30 protein-coding genes are annotated in these 26,093 nt (G+C 43.1%); 2 read left to right on the top strand and 28 right to left on the bottom strand.

What is annotated here, in order from left to right; all coding sequences use genetic code 11:
- Positions 1–106 precede the first annotated feature (106 nt).
- The 12 genes from aroA to AAHB12_RS12810 all read right to left on the bottom strand — a co-directional run bounded on the left by aroA (position 107) and on the right by AAHB12_RS12810 (position 10,658).
- Positions 107–1,390: a 3-phosphoshikimate 1-carboxyvinyltransferase gene (aroA, locus tag AAHB12_RS12755; protein ID WP_342045558.1), complete on the bottom strand. Its 1,284-nt coding sequence runs from the start codon at positions 1,388–1,390 to the stop codon at positions 107–109.
- Positions 1,391–1,401: 11 nt separating this feature from the next.
- Positions 1,402–2,502, bottom strand: a complete 1,101-nt coding sequence (locus AAHB12_RS12760) for a prephenate dehydrogenase (protein WP_342045559.1) — start codon at positions 2,500–2,502, stop codon at positions 1,402–1,404.
- Positions 2,499–3,605: a histidinol-phosphate transaminase gene (gene hisC, locus AAHB12_RS12765; RefSeq protein WP_342045560.1), complete on the bottom strand. Its 1,107-nt coding sequence runs from the start codon at positions 3,603–3,605 to the stop codon at positions 2,499–2,501. Before hisC ends, AAHB12_RS12760 begins: the two co-directional genes overlap by 4 nt.
- Before the next feature lie 23 nt (positions 3,606–3,628).
- Positions 3,629–3,994 (bottom strand): chorismate mutase, encoded by a 366-nt coding sequence (gene aroH, locus AAHB12_RS12770; RefSeq protein ID WP_342045580.1) that lies wholly within the window; start codon positions 3,992–3,994, stop codon positions 3,629–3,631.
- Entirely contained in the window at positions 3,988–5,079 is a 1,092-nt protein-coding gene (gene aroB, locus AAHB12_RS12775) for a 3-dehydroquinate synthase (RefSeq protein ID WP_342045561.1), read from the bottom strand. Before aroB ends, aroH begins: the two co-directional genes overlap by 7 nt.
- Positions 5,079–6,251, bottom strand: coding sequence for a chorismate synthase (gene aroC, locus AAHB12_RS12780; protein ID WP_342045562.1), 1,173 nt, complete (start codon positions 6,249–6,251; stop codon positions 5,079–5,081). Before aroC ends, aroB begins: the two co-directional genes overlap by 1 nt.
- 136 nt (positions 6,252–6,387) lie before the next feature.
- A complete protein-coding gene (gene ndk / locus AAHB12_RS12785) occupies positions 6,388–6,834 on the bottom strand; it encodes a nucleoside-diphosphate kinase (RefSeq protein WP_342045563.1) in 447 nt (148 codons plus the stop codon).
- A gap of 132 nt (positions 6,835–6,966) precedes the next feature.
- The gene (gene hepT / locus AAHB12_RS12790) at positions 6,967–7,929 is read right to left on the bottom strand and encodes a heptaprenyl diphosphate synthase component II (RefSeq protein WP_342045564.1); all 963 of its coding nucleotides are present in this window, start codon (positions 7,927–7,929) and stop codon (positions 6,967–6,969) included.
- A 16-nt stretch (positions 7,930–7,945) separates the two neighbouring features.
- Positions 7,946–8,659, bottom strand: a complete 714-nt coding sequence (locus AAHB12_RS12795; RefSeq protein WP_129728134.1) for a demethylmenaquinone methyltransferase — start codon at positions 8,657–8,659, stop codon at positions 7,946–7,948.
- A 44-nt stretch (positions 8,660–8,703) separates the two neighbouring features.
- Positions 8,704–9,432: a heptaprenyl diphosphate synthase component 1 gene (locus tag AAHB12_RS12800; RefSeq protein WP_425455885.1), complete on the bottom strand. Its 729-nt coding sequence runs from the start codon at positions 9,430–9,432 to the stop codon at positions 8,704–8,706.
- A gap of 113 nt (positions 9,433–9,545) precedes the next feature.
- Positions 9,546–10,115, bottom strand: coding sequence for a GTP cyclohydrolase I FolE (gene folE, locus AAHB12_RS12805; RefSeq protein ID WP_129728132.1), 570 nt, complete (start codon positions 10,113–10,115; stop codon positions 9,546–9,548).
- A gap of 264 nt (positions 10,116–10,379) precedes the next feature.
- Entirely contained in the window at positions 10,380–10,658 is a 279-nt protein-coding gene (locus tag AAHB12_RS12810) for an HU family DNA-binding protein (protein WP_129728131.1), read from the bottom strand.
- A 31-nt stretch (positions 10,659–10,689) separates the two neighbouring features.
- On the opposite strand from AAHB12_RS12810, the gene AAHB12_RS12815 reads away from it, so the two are divergent.
- The gene (locus AAHB12_RS12815) at positions 10,690–10,878 is read left to right on the top strand and encodes a hypothetical protein (protein WP_342045565.1); all 189 of its coding nucleotides are present in this window, start codon (positions 10,690–10,692) and stop codon (positions 10,876–10,878) included.
- A 131-nt stretch (positions 10,879–11,009) separates the two neighbouring features.
- On the opposite strand, the gene spoIVA is transcribed toward AAHB12_RS12815, so the two are convergent.
- The 9 genes from spoIVA to AAHB12_RS12860 all read right to left on the bottom strand — a co-directional run bounded on the left by spoIVA (position 11,010) and on the right by AAHB12_RS12860 (position 18,612).
- Positions 11,010–12,488, bottom strand: a complete 1,479-nt coding sequence (gene spoIVA / locus AAHB12_RS12820) for a stage IV sporulation protein A (RefSeq protein ID WP_129728130.1) — start codon at positions 12,486–12,488, stop codon at positions 11,010–11,012.
- 187 nt (positions 12,489–12,675) lie between these two features.
- The gene (locus AAHB12_RS12825; RefSeq protein WP_342045566.1) at positions 12,676–13,392 is read right to left on the bottom strand and encodes a hypothetical protein; all 717 of its coding nucleotides are present in this window, start codon (positions 13,390–13,392) and stop codon (positions 12,676–12,678) included.
- Between the two features lie 13 nt (positions 13,393–13,405).
- Positions 13,406–13,609 carry a DUF2768 domain-containing protein gene (locus AAHB12_RS12830; protein ID WP_129728128.1) on the bottom strand — a complete coding sequence of 68 codons (204 nt, stop codon included), beginning with the start codon at positions 13,607–13,609 and terminating at the stop codon, positions 13,406–13,408.
- Positions 13,610–13,899: 290 nt separating this feature from the next.
- Positions 13,900–14,157 (bottom strand): stage VI sporulation protein F, encoded by a 258-nt coding sequence (locus tag AAHB12_RS12835; protein ID WP_129728127.1) that lies wholly within the window; start codon positions 14,155–14,157, stop codon positions 13,900–13,902.
- A 308-nt stretch (positions 14,158–14,465) separates the two neighbouring features.
- Entirely contained in the window at positions 14,466–15,488 is a 1,023-nt protein-coding gene (locus AAHB12_RS12840) for an NAD(P)H-dependent glycerol-3-phosphate dehydrogenase (RefSeq protein ID WP_129728126.1), read from the bottom strand.
- A 19-nt stretch (positions 15,489–15,507) separates the two neighbouring features.
- Entirely contained in the window at positions 15,508–16,818 is a 1,311-nt protein-coding gene (der, locus tag AAHB12_RS12845) for a ribosome biogenesis GTPase Der (protein ID WP_129728125.1), read from the bottom strand.
- Positions 16,819–16,930: 112 nt separating this feature from the next.
- On the bottom strand, positions 16,931–17,119 hold the full coding sequence (locus tag AAHB12_RS12850; RefSeq protein ID WP_129728124.1) for a capping complex subunit for YIEGIA: 189 nt from the start codon (positions 17,117–17,119) through the stop codon (positions 16,931–16,933).
- Positions 17,116–18,009: a YIEGIA family protein gene (locus AAHB12_RS12855; protein WP_129728123.1), complete on the bottom strand. Its 894-nt coding sequence runs from the start codon at positions 18,007–18,009 to the stop codon at positions 17,116–17,118. Before AAHB12_RS12855 ends, AAHB12_RS12850 begins: the two co-directional genes overlap by 4 nt.
- Before the next feature lie 3 nt (positions 18,010–18,012).
- Positions 18,013–18,612, bottom strand: coding sequence for a YphA family membrane protein (locus AAHB12_RS12860; protein ID WP_129728122.1), 600 nt, complete (start codon positions 18,610–18,612; stop codon positions 18,013–18,015).
- Positions 18,613–18,726: 114 nt separating this feature from the next.
- On the opposite strand from AAHB12_RS12860, the gene AAHB12_RS12865 reads away from it, so the two are divergent.
- Positions 18,727–18,861, top strand: coding sequence for a YpzI family protein (locus AAHB12_RS12865; protein WP_129728121.1), 135 nt, complete (start codon positions 18,727–18,729; stop codon positions 18,859–18,861).
- Between the two features lie 127 nt (positions 18,862–18,988).
- Here the strand turns inward: AAHB12_RS12865 and fni are convergent, their stop codons facing one another.
- The 7 genes from fni to AAHB12_RS12900 form a co-directional block, all read right to left on the bottom strand.
- The gene (gene fni, locus AAHB12_RS12870) at positions 18,989–20,044 is read right to left on the bottom strand and encodes a type 2 isopentenyl-diphosphate Delta-isomerase (RefSeq protein WP_129728120.1); all 1,056 of its coding nucleotides are present in this window, start codon (positions 20,042–20,044) and stop codon (positions 18,989–18,991) included.
- Positions 20,045–20,057: 13 nt separating this feature from the next.
- Positions 20,058–21,203, bottom strand: a complete 1,146-nt coding sequence (gene rpsA, locus AAHB12_RS12875; RefSeq protein ID WP_342045567.1) for a 30S ribosomal protein S1 — start codon at positions 21,201–21,203, stop codon at positions 20,058–20,060.
- Between the two features lie 186 nt (positions 21,204–21,389).
- Entirely contained in the window at positions 21,390–22,067 is a 678-nt protein-coding gene (cmk, locus tag AAHB12_RS12880) for a (d)CMP kinase (RefSeq protein ID WP_129728118.1), read from the bottom strand.
- 130 nt (positions 22,068–22,197) lie between these two features.
- On the bottom strand, positions 22,198–22,371 hold the full coding sequence (locus tag AAHB12_RS12885) for a DUF5359 family protein (protein WP_342045568.1): 174 nt from the start codon (positions 22,369–22,371) through the stop codon (positions 22,198–22,200).
- A 54-nt stretch (positions 22,372–22,425) separates the two neighbouring features.
- Positions 22,426–23,406 carry a YpdA family putative bacillithiol disulfide reductase gene (locus AAHB12_RS12890; RefSeq protein ID WP_129728117.1) on the bottom strand — a complete coding sequence of 327 codons (981 nt, stop codon included), beginning with the start codon at positions 23,404–23,406 and terminating at the stop codon, positions 22,426–22,428.
- Between the two features lie 108 nt (positions 23,407–23,514).
- Positions 23,515–24,042 (bottom strand): peptidoglycan recognition protein family protein, encoded by a 528-nt coding sequence (locus AAHB12_RS12895; RefSeq protein ID WP_129728116.1) that lies wholly within the window; start codon positions 24,040–24,042, stop codon positions 23,515–23,517.
- Positions 24,043–24,248: 206 nt separating this feature from the next.
- The gene (locus AAHB12_RS12900; protein WP_129728115.1) at positions 24,249–25,526 is read right to left on the bottom strand and encodes a Glu/Leu/Phe/Val family dehydrogenase; all 1,278 of its coding nucleotides are present in this window, start codon (positions 25,524–25,526) and stop codon (positions 24,249–24,251) included.
- Positions 25,527–26,093 lie beyond the last annotated feature (567 nt).

Genomic DNA, 26,093 nt, shown 5'->3' on the forward strand with positions numbered 1-26,093 from the left:
TGCACTTATACTGTATTCCTAACATTTCCGATTACGTCGAATTGGCTTCTGGCTGGAAATTTATACTTTCCGACAGTGAAAAAAAGAATCCCCCAAAGGGAGATTCTTACTGTTGCAATTCTTTCAACTGTTCAAAGAAATTCGGATAGGACACAGCTGCCGCTTCACTGTTTTCAATAACCGTTTCTCCATCAGCCAAGCATGCCGCCACTGCAAGCATCATACCAATCCGATGGTCTCCATGGCTATTTACCTCAGCGCCAGAAAGACTGGATTTTCCGTATACGATCATGCCGTCTTCTGTTGCTTCCACGTTTGCACCCATTTTGCGCAATTCATGTACAACCGTATCAATGCGGTTTGTTTCCTTTACTTTTAATTCCGCCGCATCCTTAATAACCGTTACTCCTTGTGCTTGAGTTGCTGCTAATGCAAGAATTGGAATTTCATCGATTAAACGAGGAATTACATCCCCACCTATTTCTGTTCCTTGTAATTGAGAAGTCTCGATTGTTACATCACCGAATGGCTCAAACTCTTCATTTTGGATATTTTCAATGGTAATAGCTGCACCCATTGCCTTTAGCACATCTAAAATACCTGTTCTTGTTGGATTGAGTCCAACCTTTTTCAACGTAATTTTGCTGTCTGGCACAATCGCACCTGCTACTAGGAAAAACGCCGCTGAGGAAATATCGCCAGGTACCTCAATATGAACTGCCTTCAGTTCTTGCTGTCCCTGTAAGGAAACAGTGCGTCCATCTGTTTGTACGCTGCATCCAAAAGCACGCAGCATTCGCTCTGTATGATCACGTGATTGCAGTGGCTCTGTTACAGAAGTCACGCCTTCTCCTTTTAAACCAGCTAAAAGCACAGCTGATTTTACCTGCGCACTTGCAACAGGAGAATCGTAATGCATTCCCTTCACTTGCCCGCCGCGAAGGCTGATTGGCGTAAATTGACCGCCTTCTCTCCCATCAATCTGTGCGCCCATCTGCTTTAGGGGCTCTGTTACGCGTTTCATTGGACGTTTGGCGATGGAGCTATCTCCCACTAAGCAAGAATGAAACGGCGTGTTCGACAAAATACCCATCATTAGGCGAATCGTCGTGCCAGAATTGCCGACATCCAATACTTCCTTTGGCTCCTTTAAGCCGTCAATTCCATTTCCGTATACTTCAACATAGTCACCATTTTGTTCAACCGTTACACCAAGTTTTTGAAAGCATGAAATCGTGCTTAGGCAATCTTCACCTGGCAAAAATCCATTAATTGTTGTTTTCCCTTTTGCAATTGCTCCGAACATGACAGCTCGGTGAGAAATAGACTTATCTCCCGGTACCTGCAACGTTCCGCGTAAGCCTTGCGCTGCTTTCGTCAATTTTATCATCGTTGTCACCCCTACATCGTCGTATAGGTTCCGTATCCGTGCTGCTCGAGACAAAGCTTCGCATTCGCCCTGTCCTCTTCCGTTTGGAAGCTAAGCCGCAGTACGCCGTATACGTCCTCACGCGTTTCAAGAATTCGAATATTCGTAATGCTGATATTTTTAATAGCGAGCAAGGTTGTAATATGCGAGACAACACCTGTACGATCAAGGATATCCACATATAAATCGTAAAAGGATGGAATAGCACCCTTTGACCGAATCGGAAGTGTATCCCGAAACTGCTTGGCGCCGCGGAAATAATCGTATAACTGTTCCCCATTTCCTTGCTCTACCATGCTGCGTACCTCCCGCATTTCCTCCATCCATTCATCGAGGAACGAGAGAATATTTTCCTTGTTGTGTGTGATAATATCACGCCACATAAACGGACTGCTGGACGCGATACGCGTAATATCACGAAATCCGCCTGCTGCAAGCCCATTTACAAGGTCATCCCTGTCAGCATGCTGCTTAACCTGGCGTACAAGACTTGCCGCAATGACATGAGGAAAATGACTTACAATCCCTGTCAACCTATCATGCTGCATCGCATCCATCGTTAAAAATCGTGCTTTTGTCCCTTTGAGCCATTCCTTCAACTGCTCAACCTTCTCATTCTTCGTATCTGCAAACGGAGTGAGAATATAAAAAGCATTTTCGAATAGATGAGCCTTTGCACTGCCAGCACCGGTTTTATGGGAACCAGCCATTGGATGGCCACCGATAAAGGTAATGCCTTTCTCATGCAGCACGCGTGCGCGCTCCATAATTCTTTCCTTTGTACTTCCTACATCAGTAATAATCACATTTTCCTTTAAGGAACATTGTTCTAGCTGCGTAAGAAGCTTTTCCGTTTCCTGCACAGGAGCAGCGAGCAGAATTAAATCTGCCCGCTCGGCTTCCTCCATAAACTGATCTGTGATTTCATCAATAATATTTAATGATTGGGCAAGCTTACAGTGCTCCGCATTAACATCTTGTCCGATAATGGTTACATCGTGCTCCTGTTTGATAGCAAGTGCTACCGAACCACCGATGAGCCCAACACCGACAAGCAAAACGCGCTGTTTCACGAACGTGTCTCCTCACGGCTGCTGTTTAAGAATGAAAGCAACAACTGCGTTAATTGCTCGTTATCCTCCCGTTTCCCAACAGTTACACGAACACCTCTTCCAAGTCCTAGACCCGCACCAGAACGAACAATGAAGCCTCTTTGCATCAAATACTGGAACACATCATCACCTGTCTTACCGATCTCCATAAACACAAAGTTTCCTTGAGATGGGTAATACGGGATGTCATGCGCTTTGCAAAACTCGTAATATTGTTGACGACCTTCTTCATTTACTTTCACACAATATTCTAAAAACTCCTTGTCGTCTAATGCTGCAATAGCTGCCGCTTGTGCAACTGTTGATGTATTAAATGGCAATCTTGTCACTTCAATCTTCTGAATAAGATCTGCATGACCGACCGCATACCCCATACGAAGTGCCGCAATACCATAAGCTTTCGAGAATGTGCGCAGTACCATTAAGTTCTCGTAGCGAGGAAGAAGCGCCAATGTATTCGGATAATCCGCCGCCGTTGCATATTCATAGTACGCCTCGTCCATAATAACAAGCGCTGTTTTTGGTACGCGCTCTAGGAAGGAAACAATCTCTGCCTCATTCACATATGTTCCCGTTGGATTGTTCGGGTTACAGATCCAAACGATTCTTGTATTTTCATCTACTTGTCCAAGCATAGCTTCCAAATCATGAAAACCATCTCGCAATGGCACCTCACGAATTTGCGCATTTTCAATTACCGCATGGTGGCGATATTGTGAAAACGTCGGTGATGCCATAACAACATTTGTTGTTTCATCTAAGAGTGCTCGGCTAATAATTTGGATTACTTCATCCAATCCACTTCCAAACAACAGTTGATTTTGCTCAGCTCCAACATGCTCTGCAACCTTTTGGCGTAATACTGTTGCAGCACCATCCGGATACAATGCAAACTGTGAGGAAAGAGCTGCTAATGCCTCCGCAACCTTCGGAGAGCAGCCGAAAGGATTCTCATTTGATGCAAGTTTAATGATTTTTTCCAATCCATATTGCTTTTTTACTTCTTCAATCGTTCTTCCAGGCGAATAAGCTTTTAACGATAATAGCTGTTGTTTTACGTTCATAAAAATTCCCTCACTTCAGTCAATCAATTTTGTAAATCGGGACGCAGCTGAACAGCCTTCTCTTTATATACGTGTATAATCTCTTGCTGTGTTAGCGTCGTTTCTGCTGTCACCATAATACGAATACATTTTTGAAGCGCTCCAACTACATCCATTTCCTGCATACACGTCACAGGCACATACATACATCCATCTATTCTGCGAAGGGCAGCTGCCGGAAAGCACGCATTTATATCCGCAGTGGCAGAAATAAGTACAGACACAACATCGGTAGGAGAAAGGTTGTTTTTCTCAATTATTTCTTTAAATAGCTGCTCGGTCGCCACCAAAATGATATCTGCTTCATTATGCTCAACCGTTGTCGCGCCGCGGATTGCACGCATCACAATGACCACTCCCTATTCATAAACTCCTCAAGTGTCGATGCAATGAGTTCATCTGACACCGGCACAACTTCTACTTCACCAATTCCCTTCATCAGCACCATGCGGATTACACCGCTATTTGCTTTTTTATCCTTCTTCATCAATTCAATCAGGCGATCTGCCGATAGACCGGCCGGAAGCTTAGGAAAGCCGTAAGCGCGGAACGTTTGTACAAATGACTTATATTGCAAATCCTTATGGTATACACGTTCACTCAATAAAATTGCGTATAGCATCCCAATTGCTACAGCGTCCCCATGTGTCACTGTTCCGTATCCTAACTCAGCTTCAATCGCGTGCCCAAGCGTATGACCAAAATTTAAATACGCTCGGATACCCTTTTCGGTCTCATCTTGAGAAACGACCGCAGCCTTTACTCCGATTGCTTTCTCTAATGCATAAATCAGCTTATCACCGCGTAAATCCTCTAACGTGCGAACCTCGTTGCGCAGCCAAGCATACAGCTCCGCATCCCAAATAAGCGCATGTTTTAGCATTTCAGCAAATCCAGAACGCCATTCCTGTACCGGAAGCGAATCGAGAAATGAAATATTGTACAAAACAGCTTCTGGCTGATGAAACGCTCCAATCATATTTTTCCCAAGGGGATGATTGACAGCTACTTTCCCGCCAACCGCACTATCATGAGCGAGCAAAGTTGTCGGAATCTGTATAAATCGGATGCCGCGCATAAATGTTGCAGCAACAAACCCAGCTAAATCACCAATCATCCCCCCACCAAGTGCAATCACAAGGGAATGTCGGTCTAGCCCGATTTCAAGGGCGCGCGTTTGAGCTTTGTAATAGTTCTCAAAAGATTTTTCCTTTTCCCCGCTAGGAACGACAAATGAATATACTGACAAGTCAGAATGAATGGCATTTGTAACATCGTCTAAGTAACGAGAAGCAACCGCCTCGTCTGAGATGATAAGCACAGAGGAAACAGCCGGCTTCATAGCCGCTACTGTTTCCTCAAGCTTTGTCAAGGTGTTTTGTCCTAAATACAGCGGATATTGCTTCGATTTCGTTGCAATATGTACGCTCTTCATTAAAACTCCCTCGCATATCGTTTATGCTTTTCAATATTTTCCTTCAGCAAGTCAATACGGTCTTGACCAAATTGCTCCACTAAAGCGCACGCAAGCTCCCAAGCAACAACTGCTTCTGCAACCACACTAGCTGCAGGAACGGCACAGCTGTCAGAGCGCTCAATGCTCGCTTGGAATGCCTCTTTCGTGTCAATATCTATGCTTTGCAGTGGCTTGTACAATGTCGGAATCGGCTTCATCACACCGCGCACAACGATTGGCATACCAGTTGTCATTCCGCCCTCTAATCCACCTGCATTATTTGTTTTCCGTGAAAAACCAGCTTGCTCATCCCATGTAATCTCATCATGTACAACACTTCCAGGTTTGTGCGCCGCTTCAAAACCAATGCCGATTTCTACACCTTTAAAAGCATTAATGCTCATGACTGCCGCCGCTAGCTTCGCGTCCAGCTTGCGGTCGTATTGCACATAGCTTCCAACACCCACTGGCATACCTTCTACAACTACCTCTACAATACCGCCAATAGAATCTCCGTTTTTCTTCGCATCATCAATTGCCTGCATCATCTTCACTGCTGCTTCTTCGTCTAAGCAGCGTACAGGTGACGCTTCTGTAACTTCTTTCAGCTCATCAATCGATGTATAAGCAGTCTTTTCAGCTTTGACACCGCCGATTTCAAGAACATGTCCTGCAACCTTTACCCCAAGCTCCTCCAAAATACGTTTTGCTACAGCACCAGCTGCAACACGTACCGTCGTTTCACGTGCTGAAGAACGCTCAAGAACATTTCTCATATCACGATGACCGTATTTGATAGCACCATTTAAATCCGCATGCCCCGGACGAGGTCTTGTAATTTTGCGTTTGATTTCACTATCCTCTTCTTGATCTAATGGAGCTGCCCCCATAATCTTTGTCCAATGCTTGAAGTCACGGTTTTCTACCGCAAGTGCAATCGGTGAACCAAGCGTCACGCCGTGGCGCACACCACTTAAGATTTGTGCTTCATCCTTTTCGATTTGCATCCTTCTTCCGCGACCGTGTCCTTTTTGTCTTCTTGCTAATTCCTCATTGATTTGTTCAGCCAGTAGTGGCAATCCGGCTGGCACGCCTTCTATTATTGTTGTTAGTTGCGGTCCATGTGATTCTCCCGCTGTTAAGTAGCGCATGGCGATACCTCCTTATGCAGTATTTATGTATCAATATAACACATCGTCTTCTCTTTCGTAACTAGTTCAAACAAAAAAGACATGAGCCCGCCATAGTGGTCTCCTGCCTTTTTATCTAAAGCGTTTTCAATTCCAATTAGTAAATCCATTGGTTTAGTAATTTTGTATAGGACACAAGCTCTTCTTCGTTGAAGAAGATGGAAATCTCACGCTCCGCACTTTCAGGAGAGTCTGATCCATGAATTACATTTTTATTCAGTGCTACCCCGAAATCGCCGCGAATAGTGCCCGGAGCAGCTTCTCTCGGATTTGTTTTCCCCATCATTTGACGTGCAGTCGCAATGACTCCCTCACCTTGCCAAGCCATAGCAAAGACAGGACCCGATGTGATGAAATCTACAAGTTCGCCAAAAAACGGACGTTCGGCATGTTCAGCGTAATGAAGACTTGCTGTTTCCTTAGAAATTTGCATAAGCTTCGCGCCGATAAGCTGATACCCCTTCTTTTCAAAACGAGCAACAATATCGCCAATCAATGCACGCTGCACACCATCAGGCTTTACCATTAAAAACGTTTTTTCCATGAAATTCTCTCCATTTCTGCATTCATTATGTATATTACCATCCCATGACAATAGTATCATTACTTTCTTAATTTATCAACAGTTTCGAAATGGAGGAATTTTCTTAAAATTCAATTCTTTCAAAAATAGGCCTTAAAACTTTCTTTTCCCAATATATTTAGCAATATTATACAACGCTGTTTTTGCTTGCCCTCTTGGTAACGGCTTAATTACTTCTAATGCCTTTTGCAAATACCTTTCACTAAGTATAAAGGATTTCTCAATCGCATCACTATTTTTAATCAAAGCAATAATATCTTTCATCTCATCTGTATCAATTTCTGAGTGAACCTTAACAATCCGTTCACGGAGAGAAGGAATTTCCATCGCATATAATACCGGGAGTGTAATATTTCCCTGTAAGAGATCGCCCCCTGCTGGTTTGCCGAGCTTCTCCTCTGTTGAAACAAAATCGAGAATATCATCAATAATCTGATACGACATTCCTACAAAATAACCAAACCAAAACAAACGCTTGATAGTATCAGGGGACGCCCCCGATGAAATTGCTCCAAGTTCGCAGCTCGCGGCGATGAGCAAAGCTGTTTTCCTTTTAATCCGTCTTAAATATGTACGTAGACTCTGATCAAAATTATATTTATCGCGAATTTGCTCAATTTCTCCTTTGCATAGCTCTACCATCGCTTTTGATAAAGTTTGATGCACCTCTGGGATCTCGATATTTGTAATACAACGGAGTGATTTGGCAAACAGATAATCTCCAGTATACATAGCAATGCGCTCTCCCCATCTCGCATTTACTGTCGGGCTGCCGCGTCTTACAAGGGCTGCATCAATCACATCATCGTGAACGAGAGAAGCCATATGAATCAGCTCCAGAGCAACCGCTGCATGCTTAATGACATCTAGCCGATAATTACCAAACTTTCCTGACAGCAGCACAAAAATAGGGCGGATCCGCTTGCCGCCTGCCTGAATTAACTGCATCGCTGCATCCTGCAGCAGTGCCTCTTCAGACGATACAACCGCTTTTAATTCTTGCTCAATTTTTTCAATATCCGACCTTAAAAAAGAGTACGTTACTTGTAACTTCATACTGTTCACCTTGACTTCAAAACTTCTTTGGTTTATACCCTACATGCATCGCCGCAACGCCAAACGTAAACGGCTTTACTTGCACTTTCTCTAATCCTGCCTGTTCAAACATCCTTGCTAATTCCTGCATTCCTGGAAACGTGCTTGCCGACTCCTGAAGCCAAGAATATTCCTTGTAGCTTTTCGCTAACATTTTCCCTAATATCGGCATAATGTAGCGGAAATATAACATATAGAGTTGACGCACACCGAATATTGTAGGCTGTGATGTTTCCAAGCATACAACCTTCCCCCCTGGTCTTACAACTCTTGTCATCTCCCGTAATACCTGCAGATAATCTGGAACATTGCGTAATCCAAAACCAATTGTTATGTAATCAAACGTATTATCCGCAAACGGAAGCTGCATTGCGTTTCCATGCACAAGCTTTACTTGCTCCAAATTTAGCGCCTTGATTTTCTCCTCTCCAATAGAAAGCATGTTTTGACTAAAATCAAGGCCATACACCTTCCCATCTTTGCCAACTGCCCTAGCAAGCGCAATCGTCCAATCACATGTTCCGCAGCAAACATCCAGCGCTGCCTCTCCTTGCTTTACATCCATCACTTGCATCGTATATTGACGCCATGCTTTGTGGCGTTGAAAGCTGATCACAGAGTTCATTACATCATATCGTTTATAAATCTTCTCAAACACATCGTGCACTCGTTCTTCTTTCGACTGTTGCATGCCTTCTACCCTTCTTCCAGTGGATTTCTGTCAAAAGCTTATTATTATATATTCAACATTTTCATGGTTCCTATTAGCTTTTCATGACCTTCCGCCAGTTTACGCAACTCTGTCTTCGCATTTTTGATACAAGACTCATATGCTTCATTCAATTCCTCGCTCGGGAGCATCCGTAAAAAAAGGGACCGCACAGGTGTCTCCTTCCCCTGTTGGTGCATCACATACTCACGCTCCATGCGCTTGAGTGCTGCAGCTGCCGCAACAAACGGTTTCCATAACGGTACATTAAAATGGTCACAGGCTTTTTGAAGAAGTGCCGATTCGATAATAGCCACACTCTCCACAACAACTGCTACCATCTTTTTCTCCTCTTGATAGAGCACAATCTTCTCCTCGTTAACCTCTTCAATCCCCTCTGCTAATGTCCGAATCAAAGCAATATTATGTCGTTCCGCCAACAGATAATAATACAATCCGCTGTAATAATCCCCCGCCAACGCGGTTATCTGCCGTTTTGTATGAGAGTCTTCCGATCCTGTATTATTTGAAACATTCTCGTGAGTATCAAGAGCGATTTGTACAAGCATAATCGTCAAGGCATAATGCTGAATCTCATCTATATGTAAGTTTGCACTTTGTAACAGAGAGTATAAAAGCAATAATTTATCTTCGTCTACAAACGGAAGGTCAATGTGACGCATTACGTAGGGATGCCGCAATTTTTCTTCCAAGCGCTCTTTTATTTCCTTAATGCATTCATAGATGTCATCCACACTCATCACCCTTGTCCTTCAAAGTCCATGCATAACATAATCCGTAAAACCTATTATAACACATACACATCAATTTCCTATTAAAAAAAGAAAAGCAGCCTTCTGCTTTTCTTTTAGTTGGATTTAATAAGGGATAGCACTTCAGCTCTTGCTGCAGCGTCTGTTGCTAGTACACCTCGAACCGCTGACGTCACCGTTTTCGCCCCCGGTTTCTTTACGCCGCGCATCGTCATACACATATGCTCTGCCTCTAACACAACCATTACACCGTGTGGGTCAAGTACATCTAAAATAGCATCGGCTACGGTAGACGTGATTCTCTCCTGAAGTTGCGGCCTCCTCGCTACCGTGTCCACTGTACGAGCTAATTTACTTAACCCTGTTACGCGTCCGCCCCTTGGTATATATGCAACATGGGCTACCCCGTAAAATGGCACTAAGTGGTGCTCACACATAGAAAAGAACGGAATATCTTTGACGAGAACGAGTTCTTCATGTTCTTCTCCAAATACTTTATGCAAATGCAACTTCGGATCCTCATTCATGCCTGCGAAAACTTCAGCATACATCTTGGCAACACGCTTTGGCGTCTCTAATACCCCTTCACGATTCGGGTCATCACCAATCGCCTCAAGAATAAGGCGAACTGCATATTCAATCTGCTCTAAATTCACTTTTGCCATCCACCAAGATCCTCCAGACTAAAACCTATTTATGAACATATTCTAGCATAGAAACATTTGGAAAAGCAAAAAGCACCGCTGACCGGGTGACTTCTCGCTGGAACTTTATACTTTCCTATAGTGCAAAAAAACAACCCCCTGCTTCTTTCGAGGCAGAGGGTTATTTTTGTAATAAGGCACTTATTTGTAGAAGTTATCAACGCTGAGTCTTTGTATGTATTACACTCGCTTAGTTCAGCAACTTTCTTCTAAGCACCTTGCCTTTTACGCTTCTTGTACTGCGTCCTTAAGAGCCTTGCCCGGTTTAAAAGCAGGCACCTTGCTAGCCGCAATTTCAATCTCTTCGCCAGTTTGAGGATTGCGCCCTTTGCGAGCAGCACGTTCACGAACCTCAAAGTTACCGAATCCGATTAATTGTACCTTATCACCATTTTTTAATGCATCTAAGATTGAATCGAAAACAGCATCAACTGCTTTCGTTGCGTCCTTTTTTGAAAGATCACTTGCTTCCGCAACTGCATTAATTAAATCTGTCTTATTCATGCCATTCACCTCCTCCCAAAGGGACCACTGTATGAATATTAATAAAGTGAGTCTTATTTTAATTTGTAGGCAAATTTCACAAGTTCTATACTACAAAGCTACAGATAATTCTTTATCAACGCCTATATTATATGATTCTTTCTTAGAATTCAATATTTTTAAAGAAAATGTTGCCAAGAAAACAAGAAAAAAATCGAAAACACCGCAAAATCTACTCTAACTCTGGCTATATTTGCTCTTTTCAAAGTAATAGTAGATTTTTTCATAACAAAAAAAAAGAAATTTCAGCATATTCCCTTCAACAATATGTTATTTTAAAAAAAGAAAAAGGCCCCAAAAAGGAGCCCTGTTTCACAAAATAATAGCAATTAGACCACCGGAGCCTTCATTGATAATACGTTCCAGCGTTTCCTTAAGCTTGTAACGAGCGTTCTCCGGCATGAGGGATAGCTTTGCCTGAATCCCTTCGCGCACGATAGAGCTCAATGAACGTCCAAAAATATCAGAGCTCCAAATAGAGAGCGGGTCATCCTCAAAATCTTGCATTAAATAACGAACCAGCTCTTCACTTTGCTTCTCGGTTCCAATGATTGGCTCAAAGGTTGACTCTACATCTACTTTAATCATATGGATAGATGGCGCAACAGCTTTTAATTTTACGCCAAAGCGGGAGCCATGACGGATAATTTCTGGTTCATCGAGGCTCATATCAGCCAAAGCTGGTGCCGCGATGCCATAGCCTGTTTGTTTGACCATCCGCAAGGCATCAGCCACTTGATCATACTCCGTCTTTGCATAAGCAAAATCAAGCATGAGCTTTAACAAATGATCCTTGCCTCGAATCTCAACACCGACAACTTCCTTTAAAATTTGATCATATAGCTCATCTGGCGCATATAGGTCGATTTCTGCCACCCCTTGCCCCATGTCAATACCTGCAAGGCTCGCGTGGTCAATAAAATCATACCCGCCAAATTGCGATACGACACGGTCTACGTCACGCAGGCGTTTAATGTCCTTGACCGTTTCTTGAACCGCTTCTTGATAGCTTTGACGCAGCCAATGGCTTTCATTTAGCACCATAACCCAGCTCGGTAAATTTACATTTACCTCAAGTACAGGGAACTCATACAGCGCCTCACGCAAAACATTGAAGACGTCACCGTCTCTCATCCCTTCCACACTCATCGCTAGAACAGGGATATCATATTGTTCAATCAAACTTTGTCTCAGTTGTTCAGTATCTGGATGATACGGCTGTACCGTATTAATAATCATGATAAAAGGCTTACCTACTTCTTTCAATTCATTCACAACGCGCTCTTCTGCATCTAAGTAATCGCGGCGCGGAATTTCACCAATCGTTCCATCTGTTGTGATAACAACACCGATTGTAGAATGCTCCTGAATCACTTTACGAGTTCCAATTTCTGCCGCCTCATGAAAAGGAATTGGCTCCTCATACCAAGGTGTACTAATCATACGCGGTCCGTTTTCGTCCTCGTATCCCTTGGCACCAGGAACAGTATAGCCAACGCAATCGACAAGACGAATATTAACAGCTAAGCCGTCCTCCACTTGAATGGAGACCGCTTGATTCGGAACAAATTTCGGCTCAGTCGTCATAATCGTTCTGCCTGCCGCACTTTGCGGGAGCTCATCTTGCGCTCTTTGACGATCGCCTTCACTTTCAATGTTCGGAATCACAACGAGCTCCATAAACTTTTTAATGAAAGTTGACTTCCCTGTCCGAACGGCACCCACTACCCCTAGATAAATATCACCGCCTGTACGCTCGGCAATATCTTTGAAAATATCGACCTTTTCCAAGTGATCCCCTCCCCAAGAGTTGTTGGAAATAAAATTGCGATCATTCTAGTAGTTAGGACATTACATACTTATGATGTTGTCCGTGTTGTATGACTATTTTATAAAGAAATTTTTTCTTCGTTGTGTAGTCAGAAGAAGTAAAAAACCCTTCTTTTAGAACGTATTCTTAAATAGAAGGGTTCATGACTTATTGCATGAAAAAAACGGGTTGTTTGTCCTCTGCCTTATAGGGAAGGGAATACGCCGGTACAAAAGGGGATTCCTTTGTGAGCAGAAAGCGGATATCGCTGTCTGGTTGCACTTTGTCCCCATGCTTCTGCAGCGCTTCATATAGGTCCACCCTGTAGTCTACATAAATTTCTCCTTGCCCATCGATCACCAACGGCAAGTTTTTACCAGAATATGGGCTCACAACATACGGTTCTTCATCATAACCAAGCTTGTTATAATCTAACGTATACACACCATTTGCAAGCACTTTTTGAAATGGCGGATATTGATGTTGATCACGGTACATTTGTAGCTTTAGCTTTAAATCACGAATTTTCTCAGTCACACGCAAATCAATAAGCTTTACCGTCGGCTTCGTTTCCACATCAATGAGTACATACTGATAGATACCGCCATTTTCAAACGAGTTGCCGGGAGGCTCCTGCATAAAGCGCGGCACTAATTTAGTAAACTCAATCGGATACTTTTGGTATAGCGGCGTGCTCATATCCCGTGTTTTAATGGGAAGCAGACCACCGCTCTCCTTCTGAAACGAGTCTACGGCAGCCTGCACAGCAGCAAGTTGGTCAGCATACGGGGCTTGGTTTTGCTGTAATTTCTCCTGCGGATACAAACATCCTGTTAACACGCTTACAATACACATCATTATAATTACAATTGCAATATTTTTCATATACATCCGTCCTTCACTCACTTACCGGACCACTAAACACAACAATAAAAATAATAAATCCAGACACAATCATAAGCACGTACGCAATAACGGCTGTAATCCCTTTCAAAAGCTTATTCCGAATTTTATAACGGCTCAGTAAAATAAACATAACTGAAATAAACATAAATGCAATTGCTCCAAGTGCAAACCACATTTTTATTAACCCGACAGACATACATACACCCCTTTATGTAATGACAATCTAGTACTATAACTCTTTTTTATTTTAGCAAATTATGTATCTAAAGAAAAAGTAAAAATACAGGACCTGTATGAAAAGAATCCAGACCCTATCCTCGCTTACAATCAATAAGAAAATTTCCCACTAAAAAACGGAAGCGAAGAGGGGCATCTTCGCTTCCGTTGACCAAATATCTCCCATTGCCAATCCATGTTCCCATTATACATAGTATCATATGCTATACGAAATGCGGATGGTTCCCACTTTTATGAAAGTTGTGTCATTTATTTCTTAAATAAATTGCCTAAAGCGCTTAAATCAGCAGGGATATTATTATTTACGACTGCTTTTACAATTTGCTCTTCCTTATCCTTCGATACTGGACGCCCCGCAAGCAAAGCGACTTGCTGAATGAGCTGACGCAGTACTTTTTCATCCTTTAAATTCGCATTTTGTACAGAAGCTGCCAGCTTAAAAATATCTTCTTTATTGACTTTTGTTTGCTTTTCAATATTATCAAAAAAGTTGTTGTTGCCGTTCATGAACTCCACCCTCTCCTGTAATCTACAATCCATCCTATGCGAGAGCGGAGAATTGGTGAAAACACCCAATAAAGAAAACTCGCCGATTAGCGAGCCCTGCCCTTGGGTGAAGACAGAGGCGTAGCCCTACTTATACTGTATCCCTAAAATTTCTCGCTACCTCGAATTGTCTTCTAGCTAGAAATTTATACTTTCTTAAAGTGTAAAAAGCAAGGCACCGTTGCATTTGCATGTTCCCATTATATCAAAGGTCCCCCAGCTGAACATGTATACTTTACGAAACTAAAAAGAGAGCTGTGAGCTCTCTTTTACAATAAATCGGGAATAGCCTCCATTTCATGTTTTCGGACACGCCCCATCAGCGATTCAACCGCTTCCTTGACACTTTTCCCATTAAATAACACTTCATGAAGAGCGATTGTAATCGGCATTTCCACATTCATTTTACCAGCAAGCTGATAAGCTGCTTTTGTTGTGCGTACTCCTTCTACAACCATCCCCATATTCGCCAGTACATCCTCTAGCGATTGACCCTTACCAAGCATATGCCCAGTTCGCCAATTTCGGCTATGTACACTTGTACATGTAACGATTAAATCTCCCATACCGGTTAAACCGGCAAAAGTTAACGGATTTGCTCCCATCATTCGTCCCAAACGCGCGATTTCCGCTAAACCGCGCGTCATAAGTGCTGCTTTTGCATTATCTCCAAGTCCTAAACCATCTGTAATACCGGCAGCCAACGCAATGATATTCTTTAAAGCGCCGCCAAGTTCTACACCGATAATATCTGGATTTGTATACACTCGAAAATAGCTGTTCATAAATAAATCCTGCACCATCTCTGCTGCTTCCAGATGCTTAGACGCTGACGTAACGGTCGTCGGATGGCGTAATCCAACTTCCTCCGCATGGCTCGGACCAGAGAGAACAACAACAGACGCAATAAGATGAGCTGGAATTTCCTCCTCAATTACCTCGGAAATACGTTTAGACGAGTCTGGTTCAATCCCCTTGCTCGCATGAATGAATGTTACAGGACTAGACAGCATCGGCCTGATTTGCCGTAATACGTCGCGATATGCCTTTGTCGGCACAACAAGCAAAATATGCTCGGCATCCTGCAAGGCGCTCTCTAAGGAAGCATACGCACGGATTCCATCCGGCAGTTCAACCCCCGGCAAATAACGATTATTCATACGAGTTTCATTGATTTCCTGCATAAGCTCCTCGCGATGTCCCCATAGACGCACTTCGTGGCCATTATCGGCTAGAACCATCGCTAAAGCCGTTCCCCAACTGCCAGCCCCTGCTACTGCAACAACTGTCATACAACCTCATCCTCCCCCATTAATCCCTAGCTCGTGCCAGAATCTTAATCGGTGTTCCCACAAAATTAAAGGCATCACGAATACGATTAATTAAAAAACGCTCATACGAAAAATGCAATAATTCCGGATCATTGACAAATACAACAAACGTCGGCGGTTTTACAGCTACTTGCGTTGTATAATAAATCTTCAAACGCTTGCCGTTATGCATCGGCGTAGGATTTCTCGCTACCGCATCCATGATGATATCGTTTAAGACATTCGTTTGTACACGTAAATTATGGCTTTCACTAGCTGCTTGAATCATCGGTAAAAGTGTATGCGTCCGTTTCTTCGTTTTAGCGGACAAGAAAACAATCGGCGCGTAATCTAAAAACTGAAAATGCGCACGAATATTCTCTTCGAATTCCTTCATTGTTTTCTCATCTTTCTCAACTGCATCCCATTTATTCACCACGATTACAACAGCTCGTCCAGCTTGATGTGCGTAACCTGCAATTTTTTTATCCTGCTCAATAATCCCTTGCTCACCATCTAGAACCACAAGAACGACATCAGAGCGCTCTATTGCTTTTAACGCGCGCAATACACTATATTTTTCGGTACTCTCGTACACTTTCCCTTTTTTTCTCATACCCGCTGTATCAATAATTACATAATCCTGTCCGTCTTTTCGATACGGTGTATCAATCGCATCGCGCGTCGTGCCCTCAATATCGCTCACAATTACGCGTTCCTCACCAAGCAAAGCGTTCACAAGCGACGATTTCCCAACGTTCGGACGCCCAATCAAGGAAAAGCGGATCACACCTTCGTCATAATCCTCACCTTCATATTTCGGAAAATGCTTCGCAACTTCATCAAGCAAGTCACCAAGTCCAAGACCGTGTGCACCGGAGATCGGAAACGGCTCCCCAAAACCAAGCGAATAAAAATCGTAAATATCCTCCCGCATTTCAGGATTGTCGATTTTGTTTACCGCAAGTACAACAGGCTTTTTAGATCTGTATAAAATTTTTGCTACCTCTTCATCAGCTGACGTAACCCCATCTCGACCGTTTGTTAAAAACACGATAACATCAGCTTCATCAATCGCAATTTCCGCCTGTTGACGAATTTGTGACAAAAACGGCTCATCACCGATATCAATTCCGCCCGTATCAATAATATTGAATTCATGCGTAAGCCATTCACCAGAGCTGTAAATGCGATCACGTGTTACACCTGGAATGTCCTCCACAATCGAAACCCGTTCCCCGACAATGCGATTAAAAATCGTAGACTTACCAACGTTTGGACGTCCAACAATGGCAACTGTTGGTTTTGGCATATTACTTTCATCCTTTCTCTGACTAATCTGTATGTAAAAACCCCCTCTTTGCGCAAGAAGGGGGTATCAACAATATTTCCTATCTTTCAAGCACTACACATTATATCATATGTTAGGAGTGTTTCACAATAATATATACGTTCTCCTGAAGTCTGTGCGCAATCCCATCTAAAATAGCCTCTAGATTTGCTGCAACAAATTCCATCTCCTCTGTAGAAGGGCATGTGAATAAAGGTGCTCCGCCTGCAAACTTACTTGCATCCGTTGTAATAACGGCTAGTATGCATTTTTCCAATATCATGACGATGTACGCCCCCCTTTTGCCGCTTCAGAGGAGAGGCGAATAGCGTTTTCAAGTGTTGGCACATTACCAATAATCTGTATCGCCTTTTCCACATCCTGCTCCTGCGGAAGAACAAACACTCCTATTCGACCATCATTTAAGTCCCGCTTAGCAAGAGGCACTAGAGCTGGGGTGCCTGAATCACGCACAACACCAAGCCCAACTGCCACATCATGCAAAATCGCCTGCCGTTGTCCAAGGTTTGAGAGCGTAATATTTGCATCCATTGACTTTGGCTTTAACAAAAATCCCATTCCATACTTCATAATCTCTTTCTGTCTTGCCGGTAAGCCGATATTCATAATATAGATATTATCAATATACAAACCAGCCCCATCAAATCGAAGCGGAGCATGTTCAATCTCGACAAGATCCTGCAGCCTGCCTCCGGACATGAGCGCTTTCGCTGCGAAAAAGGAAGCAATGCCTGCGATAACACCCGCTATGGGAGAATTAAAGGCGAAATATGCAAATGTCGTCACGAAGGATGCCATCATCGCCAAATAGTTCCGGCTCTCAAACACAAGTGCGATTCCTTCTATATAGGTGCTTCCGCGCGGTACAAGTTCAACGCCATCAAGCTGCTGTAAAGTATTGCGTTCCATATTGCGGACATCGCGAAATTGCGAAGCAGCGAGCGTTAAAAATGTTAGTGCCGAAAAGTCCTTTTTCATAATAGAAGGAATGGCAACTGCTCCCAAAATAGCCGCAATAAACCCCATTGCAATATGAACAATCTTCCCATGCAAACGGGTCGGATATTGTCTCGTATCGGTCCTTAGCATAATTAGACGTGTGATAACCCCCACAAGCACACCAAGTAAAATTGGGAACGTATAATGATTCATATCCTAGCCCTGTCTCTCCCTTACTTGTTTTTGTTTGAATGGTTCTACAAACGCGAGTCCCTTCAAGATGGCGGACAATACGCACAGTAAAAAAACAGCACATGCAACTGCATCTAGAAACAACATCGATCCAAACTCATTATGAAAACCATATGGCTCTAAAACAGCTGTAACCAAAATTTCACCCTGTACAACCCCAACACAAAGTACCAAAATACGCTCTTCTGGTAAACGAATTAATACGTAAGATATGTACGCAAGCAATATACTAAGAAACCATGTATGGTTGATAATAATCCAGACCGGATCGTACAATTCAACAAGATGAACAATTGCATACACCATTCCCACTATTGTCGAACACACAGCATAATACAGCTTTGTCAACATCGACAGACGACTAATACCGATAATGCCAATGACTAGCAGAAAAAATGCACCGATCCATATTCGGAATTCCCCGAACGTTACGACTGTTTGTGAAATCATAATCGTGAACAAAAGAACTGCTGCATAAACAAGACGCGCTTTGCTTTTTTTCATAAAAAATGTAACAAAAATCCAACCGAGCCAAGAGAAGAAATAAAAATAAGCCCCTTCCATGCTACTCCCTCCTATCATTTCCATTATGGGTGCTTTTTATGAAAAATAATCCTTCATGTAAAATCGTATAGTTCATCCCGAAACAGAAACACTTACAATAAGGAGGTGGAGAGGATGGGTAAAGACCGCCAAGAAAAGAAAATGAGAGAATCACGTCGCGTTGAATCCGACCGTGATCAAAATCTGCAATACCCAGGGGCTACTGGTCTCGATACACCAGAGCTCGCACGTGAACAAAACAAGCATTAAAACTATAACTCCTCAGCTCCAGAGGGCCAACGTTTCTCACTATGAAAGCCACTCTTGGGCTTCGGATCGGGAAAAATATTTGACCTGAAAAAGCTAGACATCAAAAAAAGCACGACATAACGTTTTGTTATGTCGCGCTTTTTCTGCTGTAGGCAGTAGTATCGATACCTCGTTCCGTCAGCCAATGATGTGTATAGCCACTAATTACAAGCGGGACGTGCTGTAATTGCTCGATAGTATTTGCTCCCAGCGCTGTCATAATCAATACCAAATCCTCATGCAGCGCAGCTAGCTCTTGTATTAAAGCTTCTACTCCATGATGCACAAGTATACGCAAGAACTGTCCAGCAAATGCTACAGCCGAAGCCCCGAGCGCAATAGCCTTTGCTGCATCCAGAGCCGTTTGCAGGCCACCTGAACCAATTAACGACGCGCCCCCGACACTTTCAGCCTCTACTAACGATGCCGCGGTAGGAATACCCCAATCATTAAAATATGATAACACTCGCTGACGCCGTTCGTTTTCAATGCCGGCAAAATTTGTTCCGCCAAAGCCGCCGACATCAATAATGGTCACACCTACGTTTCGCAGCTTTTGTATTGTTTCTTTACTCATGCCAAAGCCGACCTCTTTTACAATAACAGGAACGGCGCACTCCTTAACAATCATCTCAATGCGCCTGAGCGCACCTGTAAAATCACGATCGCCTTCCGGCATTGTTAGCTCTTGAATCACATTCAAGTGAATTTGTATTGCGTTTGCTTCAATCATCTCAATGGCACGCTTTGCCTGTTCAACTGTTGCCTCACTTCCTAGGTTTGCAAAAACGATTCCATTCGGGTTTGCTCTTCTCACGACTTTATAAGAAAGTTCCTCCCGCTTGTCTCGTAAGGCTGCCATTTGTGAGCCTACTGCCATCGCCAAACCTTGGTGCTTTGCGGCCATCGCCAAACTTTCGTTAACACGCTCCGTTTCTGCTCCACCGCCACCCGTCATCGCATTGATAAAAATAGGCGAACTTAAAGAAAGTTCGCCTATTCTCGTCTGTAACGAGATATGTTCACATGACGTATTCGGTAAGCTTTGATGAACGAAAGAAACATCCGAAAAGCCATGAGAGCAGGATTGCCCAGTAGAAAGCGCAAATTGAATATGATCTATCTTTCGCTGCGCTCTTGTCACAACCATCACCCGTTTATTTGCGTAATTTTTTCAACTGTTCACCGATAATGTCACCCAACTGGAAGGTGGACGACTCTGTTGTAGGCTGGTACTTGCTGTAATCTTCTTGCACTTCCGGCTCTGACGCATCTTTAATACTTAAAGACACACGCTTATTCTGCGGGCTCACTTCGAGCACCTTTACTTTTACAATTTGTCCGATTTCAAGCACTTCACTTGGATTCTTTACATGGCGATTGGCAATTTGGGACACGTGTACCAAACCTTCAATAGAAGGAAGCACTTCTACAAACGCTCCAAAACTAACAAGACGTTTGACCTTTCCTTCTAAAATATCCCCCACCTTCACTTCATTTGCTATGTTTTCCCAAGGACCAGGCTGAGCAGCCTTAATGGAAAGTGATACACGCTGCGTGCTTGGATCTACTGACAATACTTTCACTTTAACAGCTTGCCCTTCTGATAATACATCAGATGCCTTTTCAACACGATCATGAGAAATTTGTGAAATGTGGACTAAACCATCCACACCGCCAACATTGACAAATGCTCCAAAGTCAGTCAAACGCTGTACAGTTCCTTCCAGCACTTCTCCCGCCTTTAATGAATGCAGCGCTTCTTTTTTCTTAGTCTCCAACGCTTCCTCTACTACTGCTTTGTGGGAAAGGATTACACGATTTTTCTCTCGCTCTAACTCTACGATTTTTACATCTAATGTTTTCCCTTTATAATCTGTAAAATCTTCTACATAATGTGTTTCTACAAGGGATGCTGGGATAAATCCACGAACGCCAAGGTCTACAACCAGACCGCCGTTTACGATATCTTTTACCGTTACATCGAACACTTCACCTGCTTGGAATTTGCCTTGCAACTCCTTCCAAGCCCGTTCTGCATCAACAGCACGCTTCGATAAAACAAGATCGTCGTCTTCAAGTTTGATGACTTGCAGTTCCAGCGTTTGACCTTCTTGTACAACATCGCTTGCTTTCTCAATGTGTACATTTGCCAGCTCACTGATTGGGATCACACCTTCTGTTTTGTAGCCTGCATCTACAAGCACTTGCTTATCTTCGACTTTTGTAACTTGAGCTGTGACAATATCGCCAACTTGCAGCGCCTTCGCCTCTACAATCTCTTCATTCATCTTTTCAACCATGGAAATACCTCCCTACTAAAATGAAAGTGCATATTATGTATATACGAAATGGAAAGAATAAGTTTCCATTTGCATGTTGGAAAAGTATTCAGAAAATATCTTCTTTTACTAAGTTCTAACAAATCCAAGAATTTGTCAAGTAAATTGTCCTCTTATAAAAATAAGGAAAGAGATCCTACTCTTTCCTTATTGTGCTAATTTCAAAGAGACAATATCCATAATCTTTTCCACGACTTGTTCAATGGATAAAGATGTTGTATCTAATTCAATTGCATCCTCTGCTTTCTGCAACGGCGCAAACTCCCGCTCGGAATCCAGCTTGTCACGCAGGGCAATTTCTTCCTTCAGTTTTTCTAAATCTGACGAAAAACCTTTCTCTATATTTTCCTGATAGCGTCGCTGCGCCCGCTCTTCAACAGAAGCCAAAAGGAAAACTTTAACTTCTGCATACGGTAGGACATGCGTTCCGATATCACGCCCGTCCATCACAACACCACCGCTCTCACCGAGCACTCGCTGCCTTTTTACCATCTCTTCTCGAACAAGACGATGCTTCGCGGGAATAGAGACAGTATTGGTTACCTCAGGAGATCGAATCGCATCTGTAACGTCATTGCCATTTAACAATACATGCTGTCCATCGCCCCGGTTTTCGAAGCGAATTTCAACCGCATTGAGCATCTGCACCACACTGCTCTCATCGTTCACATCGATACTATGATTTAAAGCAGCATATGTTAGAGCGCGATACATCGCTCCTGTGTCGATATATACATAAGAAAGAGACTTTGCGATAATTTTTGCAACCGTACTTTTCCCAGCAGCGGCTGGTCCGTCAATTGCAATAGAGATTTTTTGATTCATAGTAACACCTCATAATTTCACCTAAATAAAAAGAAATAGAGAAAAGCAGGAATCTGACCTGCTTTTGTAAGTTTTTCCCTTGAAAGTCTCCATTTATTGTAACACAACCATGCAGAGAAGCAAATCAAAACTACTTTCCTGTTTCTAAACTTTTTGTAACCTCTCCCTTTGTGACGCCCTCGTAGTACACAACCTTTGATAAATAAGGTGCAATACGCGGCTGCATCAGCAGCACTTGCGCCAGCAAAAGAAATAAAAACTGCACTAGCACAAGCTTAATAATAAAATGCTCTACCCTTTTCACACTTATCCCGCCTTGTCCTTTTTCACAGTTTAGAACAAGTACACGTGATTTATACTACTGCCGTTTGGCAACTTCTCTAGTAATAGCGTCCCCGTGGAACCGCCCATTCTCAATAAATATTTCATTCGCGTTATTACCTGCTGCGATAACACCTGCAATAAAAATACCTTGTACACTCGTCTCCATCGTATCTGGATCATGGAGCGGGCGACCGGTTTCTTGATCAATACCTACACCCATGTTCGCTAAGAAGGCATGGTCAGGATGGTATCCCGTCATCGCAAACACAAAATCGTTCACAATGATTTTCTCCTCACCGTTCACCTCATACGTAAGTGTATGCTCTGTTATTTTCTTCACATGTGCTTGAAATTCCATCGTAATCTCTCCTTGGCGAACGAGAGCCTCAAACTCCGGTAAAATCCATGGCTTAATACTTGATGAGAAAACATCACCGCGATAAAGCACCGTGACACGTGCGCCCGCTTTTACAAGCTCAAGTGCCGCATCCACACTTGAATTTTTACCGCCGATGACAGCTACATCCTGATCAAAGTATGGATGTGCCTCTTTAAAGTAATGAGACACTTTCGCTAATTCCTCACCCGGTACATTCATATAATTAGGATGGTCATAATACCCTGTCGCTACGATAACATATTGAGAACGATACTCTGCCGCCTCTCCGCCCTGCTTCGTCGTACGTATAACAAATGAATGATCATCCTGCTTCTCCACATGCTCAACCCGCTCGAAGGGCTGGACACGCACCTGCTTCCGCTTCACAACCTCACGATAATAAGCAAGCGCCTGATTACGAACAGGTTTTCGATTTTCTGTTATAAAAGGAACATTGCCGATTTCGAGCCTCTCACTTGTAGAGAAAAAAGTCTGATGAGTTGGATAATGATAGATGGCATTGACAATGTTTCCCTTCTCAATGACTAGCGCATCAACTCCAATGCGCTGCAAGGAAATCGCTGCCGCCAAGCCGCACGGACCTCCACCCACAATAATTACTTTCTCTTGTTGCATACTGCTCACTCCCCAACACTCCGTTTCGATAACCACATATATAAAAAGAAAAAACCTACCATTCGAAGTAGGCGCCCATTTGTATTGTATGCTTTTCTGCACTGTTTGTCATCTAAGCGATACATACATACGATATACATCATTTAAAAATTGTTTGAACGGAATACCTTGCTGCTTCAAAACATTTTCGGGATCGATTTTGCGTGCTGGATCGAGCCGTTTATGAGACACAATATCTGTTTTGGGATTCAGCCCATATACCTGACATAGATATGCGAGGTACCAGGCATATCTTGTATAGGCATCCCAAAAACTAATATTCCCTCCGTAGCAAAGCTCTACGCCTATTGCAGCACTGTTTGCATTATACCCATACAGCTCATTATCGGTTGGTACGCTGTATCTGACATGATACGCAACTTCATCAATGGGAATCATTTCAATAATACGCTGATCATCAACGAACGTATGAGCAGACGATTTGGGCATTGTTTCCTGAAAATAGTCACGGTTTCCAATGGCATTGCTCCCGGGATTCCCTGTATCATGCGCTACAATAAAACGGACTTTTGACAAACGGCTGCCGGGTCTAGAGTTGCCGTAGCTAATATAAATTCGTTCTATCGGAAATCTCATCTGATCATCTCCATGCATGATATATCCCTATATATGTATTCCAACCGTTCGTCCCAATAGAAGTAAAACCGCCACACACAACCTTGCCAATAAAGCAAATACCGGTTAGTGCAAAGCGTCAGCACAGTTTGTTGCTTCGGCAAGTGTAAAATACAAACAAAAAATGCCCGAAACAACAAGCACTGTCGTTTTGGACATTTTTCCGGTTATACCCAGCCTCTGAATCGGCTCGCTTCTGCCATCTTGCGAACACCAACCATATAAGCAGCAAGACGCATGTTCACCTTGCGAACTTGGGACATTTCATATACAGAGCTAAATGACTTTACCATTACCTTTTCCAGTCTTTCTTCTACTTCCTCTTCCGTCCAATAGTAACCCTGATTATTTTGCACCCATTCAAAATACGATACCGTCACGCCGCCCGCACTGGCTAATACGTCAGGAACGAGTAAGATACCGCGCTCTGTTAAAATACTTGTCGCTTGCAAGGTAGTCGGACCATTAGCTGCCTCCACAATGATTTTTGCTTTAATATGAGGCGCATTGTCTTCCGTAATTTGATTTTCGATTGCTGCCGGTACGAGAATATCACAGTCAAGCTCAAGCAGCTCTTTATTTGTAATTGTGTTTGTAAACAGCTTCGTTACCGTTCCAAAGCTATCACGACGGTCAAGCAAATAATCGATATCAAGTCCGTTCGGGTCATGCAGCGCCCCATACGCATCAGAAATCCCTATTACCTTTGCTCCAGCATCATACATGAATTTTGCAAGATAGCTGCCCGCATTTCCGAATCCTTGTACAACAACACGGGCACCCTCAATGTTAATTCCTTTTCGCCTAGCAGCTTCTCGAATACAAATCGTCACGCCCTTTGCGGTAGCGGTTTCACGTCCATGCGATCCTCCGAGCACAAGAGGCTTTCCTGTAATGAAGCCAGGTGAATTAAACTCGTCAATCCGGCTGTATTCATCCATCATCCACGCCATAATTTGCGAGTTTGTGAATACATCAGGTGCCGGAATATCTTTTGTTGGTCCTACAATTTGACTAATTGCTCTTACATATCCGCGGCTTAAACGTTCTAACTCGCGGAACGACATGTCACGCGGATCACAAACAATACCACCCTTTCCGCCACCATAAGGCAGATCCACAATACCGCACTTTAAGCTCATCCAAATTGACAAAGCTTTTACTTCCTTTTCTGTTACATTCGGGTGAAAGCGAATGCCCCCCTTTGTTGGTCCCACTGCATCATTATGCTGTGCGCGATAACCTGTAAATACCTTCACAGTGCCATCATCCATACGAATTGGGATCTTTACCGTCATCATGCGGATAGGTTCTTTTAGCAGTTCATATACTTCTTGCGAATAGCCTAGCTTGTCTAACGCCTGATGGATAACAATTTGTGTAGATCTCAATACATCTAATTGTTCAGCTTTCTGTTGTGAATGATCTCCCTTTTCGGCCACCATAATCAGTAAACCCCCTGTATACATTTCTTGAGTAAGCCTTTATTGCTTAGTATACACTCTGAAAACCGGAATGCAAAATTTGACATCTCCGGTTCATAAGCACTTAAAAACATGGTTATAATAGGTTTTCCGTAATAAAAAAGCATCATGCATCCTTTCTGATAAAGAAAACTCGCCGATTGGCAAGCCCTGCTCTTGGGCGAAGACAGAGGCGTAGTTGCACTTACACTTTGTTTCTAAAATTTCTTACTACGTCGAACTTGCTTCTAGCTAGAAATTTATACTTTCCTAAAGTGTAAAGAAAACTCGCCGATTGGCAAGCCCTGCTCTTGGGCGAAGACAGAGGCATAGTTGCACTTACACTTTGTTCCTAAAATTTCTTACTACGTCGAACTTGCTTCTAGCTAGAAATTTATACTTTCCTAAAGTGTAAAGAAAACTCGCCGATTGGCAAGCTCTGCCCCTAGGCGAGAACAGAGGCGTAGCCCTACTTATACTGTATCCCTAAAATTTCCGACTACGTCGAATGACCTCTCGCTGGAAATTTATACTCCTACAGTGCAAAAA

The organism is Bacillus sp. OTU530 (assembly GCF_038440375.1).

Coding starts and splice junctions, on each gene's coding strand:
- aroC (WP_342045562.1), bottom strand. CDS start 6,251: ATGCGCTACTTAACAGCGGGAGAATCACATGGACCGCAACTAACAACA.
- AAHB12_RS12830 (WP_129728128.1), bottom strand. CDS start 13,609: ATGTCTGTCGGGTTAATAAAAATGTGGTTTGCACTTGGAGCAATTGCA.
- AAHB12_RS12815 (WP_342045565.1), top strand. CDS start 10,690: ATGAATATTAATAAAGTGAGTCTTATTTTAATTTGTAGGCAAATTTCA.
- hisC (WP_342045560.1), bottom strand. CDS start 3,605: ATGAACGTAAAACAACAGCTATTATCGTTAAAAGCTTATTCGCCTGGA.
- AAHB12_RS12895 (WP_129728116.1), bottom strand. CDS start 24,042: ATGAGATTTCCGATAGAACGAATTTATATTAGCTACGGCAACTCTAGA.
- cmk (WP_129728118.1), bottom strand. CDS start 22,067: ATGAATCAAAAAATCTCTATTGCAATTGACGGACCAGCCGCTGCTGGG.
- AAHB12_RS12860 (WP_129728122.1), bottom strand. CDS start 18,612: ATGGAAGGGGCTTATTTTTATTTCTTCTCTTGGCTCGGTTGGATTTTT.
- der (WP_129728125.1), bottom strand. CDS start 16,818: ATGCCAAAACCAACAGTTGCCATTGTTGGACGTCCAAACGTTGGTAAG.
- AAHB12_RS12855 (WP_129728123.1), bottom strand. CDS start 18,009: ATGAATCATTATACGTTCCCAATTTTACTTGGTGTGCTTGTGGGGGTT.
- rpsA (WP_342045567.1), bottom strand. CDS start 21,203: ATGGTTGAAAAGATGAATGAAGAGATTGTAGAGGCGAAGGCGCTGCAA.
- ndk (WP_342045563.1), bottom strand. CDS start 6,834: ATGGAAAAAACGTTTTTAATGGTAAAGCCTGATGGTGTGCAGCGTGCA.
- AAHB12_RS12795 (WP_129728134.1), bottom strand. CDS start 8,659: ATGCAACAGTCGAAAGAAGAACGAGTGCACGATGTGTTTGAGAAGATT.
- aroA (WP_342045558.1), bottom strand. CDS start 1,390: ATGATAAAATTGACGAAAGCAGCGCAAGGCTTACGCGGAACGTTGCAG.
- AAHB12_RS12900 (WP_129728115.1), bottom strand. CDS start 25,526: ATGGTGGCCGAAAAGGGAGATCATTCACAACAGAAAGCTGAACAATTA.
- AAHB12_RS12835 (WP_129728127.1), bottom strand. CDS start 14,157: ATGAACGGCAACAACAACTTTTTTGATAATATTGAAAAGCAAACAAAA.
- AAHB12_RS12865 (WP_129728121.1), top strand. CDS start 18,727: ATGGGTAAAGACCGCCAAGAAAAGAAAATGAGAGAATCACGTCGCGTT.
- aroB (WP_342045561.1), bottom strand. CDS start 5,079: ATGAAGAGCGTACATATTGCAACGAAATCGAAGCAATATCCGCTGTAT.
- hepT (WP_342045564.1), bottom strand. CDS start 7,929: ATGAAGTTACAAGTAACGTACTCTTTTTTAAGGTCGGATATTGAAAAA.
- AAHB12_RS12810 (WP_129728131.1), bottom strand. CDS start 10,658: ATGAATAAGACAGATTTAATTAATGCAGTTGCGGAAGCAAGTGATCTT.
- AAHB12_RS12825 (WP_342045566.1), bottom strand. CDS start 13,392: ATGAAAAATATTGCAATTGTAATTATAATGATGTGTATTGTAAGCGTG.
- AAHB12_RS12840 (WP_129728126.1), bottom strand. CDS start 15,488: ATGACAGTTGTTGCAGTAGCAGGGGCTGGCAGTTGGGGAACGGCTTTA.
- AAHB12_RS12850 (WP_129728124.1), bottom strand. CDS start 17,119: ATGATATTGGAAAAATGCATACTAGCCGTTATTACAACGGATGCAAGT.
- folE (WP_129728132.1), bottom strand. CDS start 10,115: ATGGCAAAAGTGAATTTAGAGCAGATTGAATATGCAGTTCGCCTTATT.
- AAHB12_RS12890 (WP_129728117.1), bottom strand. CDS start 23,406: ATGCAACAAGAGAAAGTAATTATTGTGGGTGGAGGTCCGTGCGGCTTG.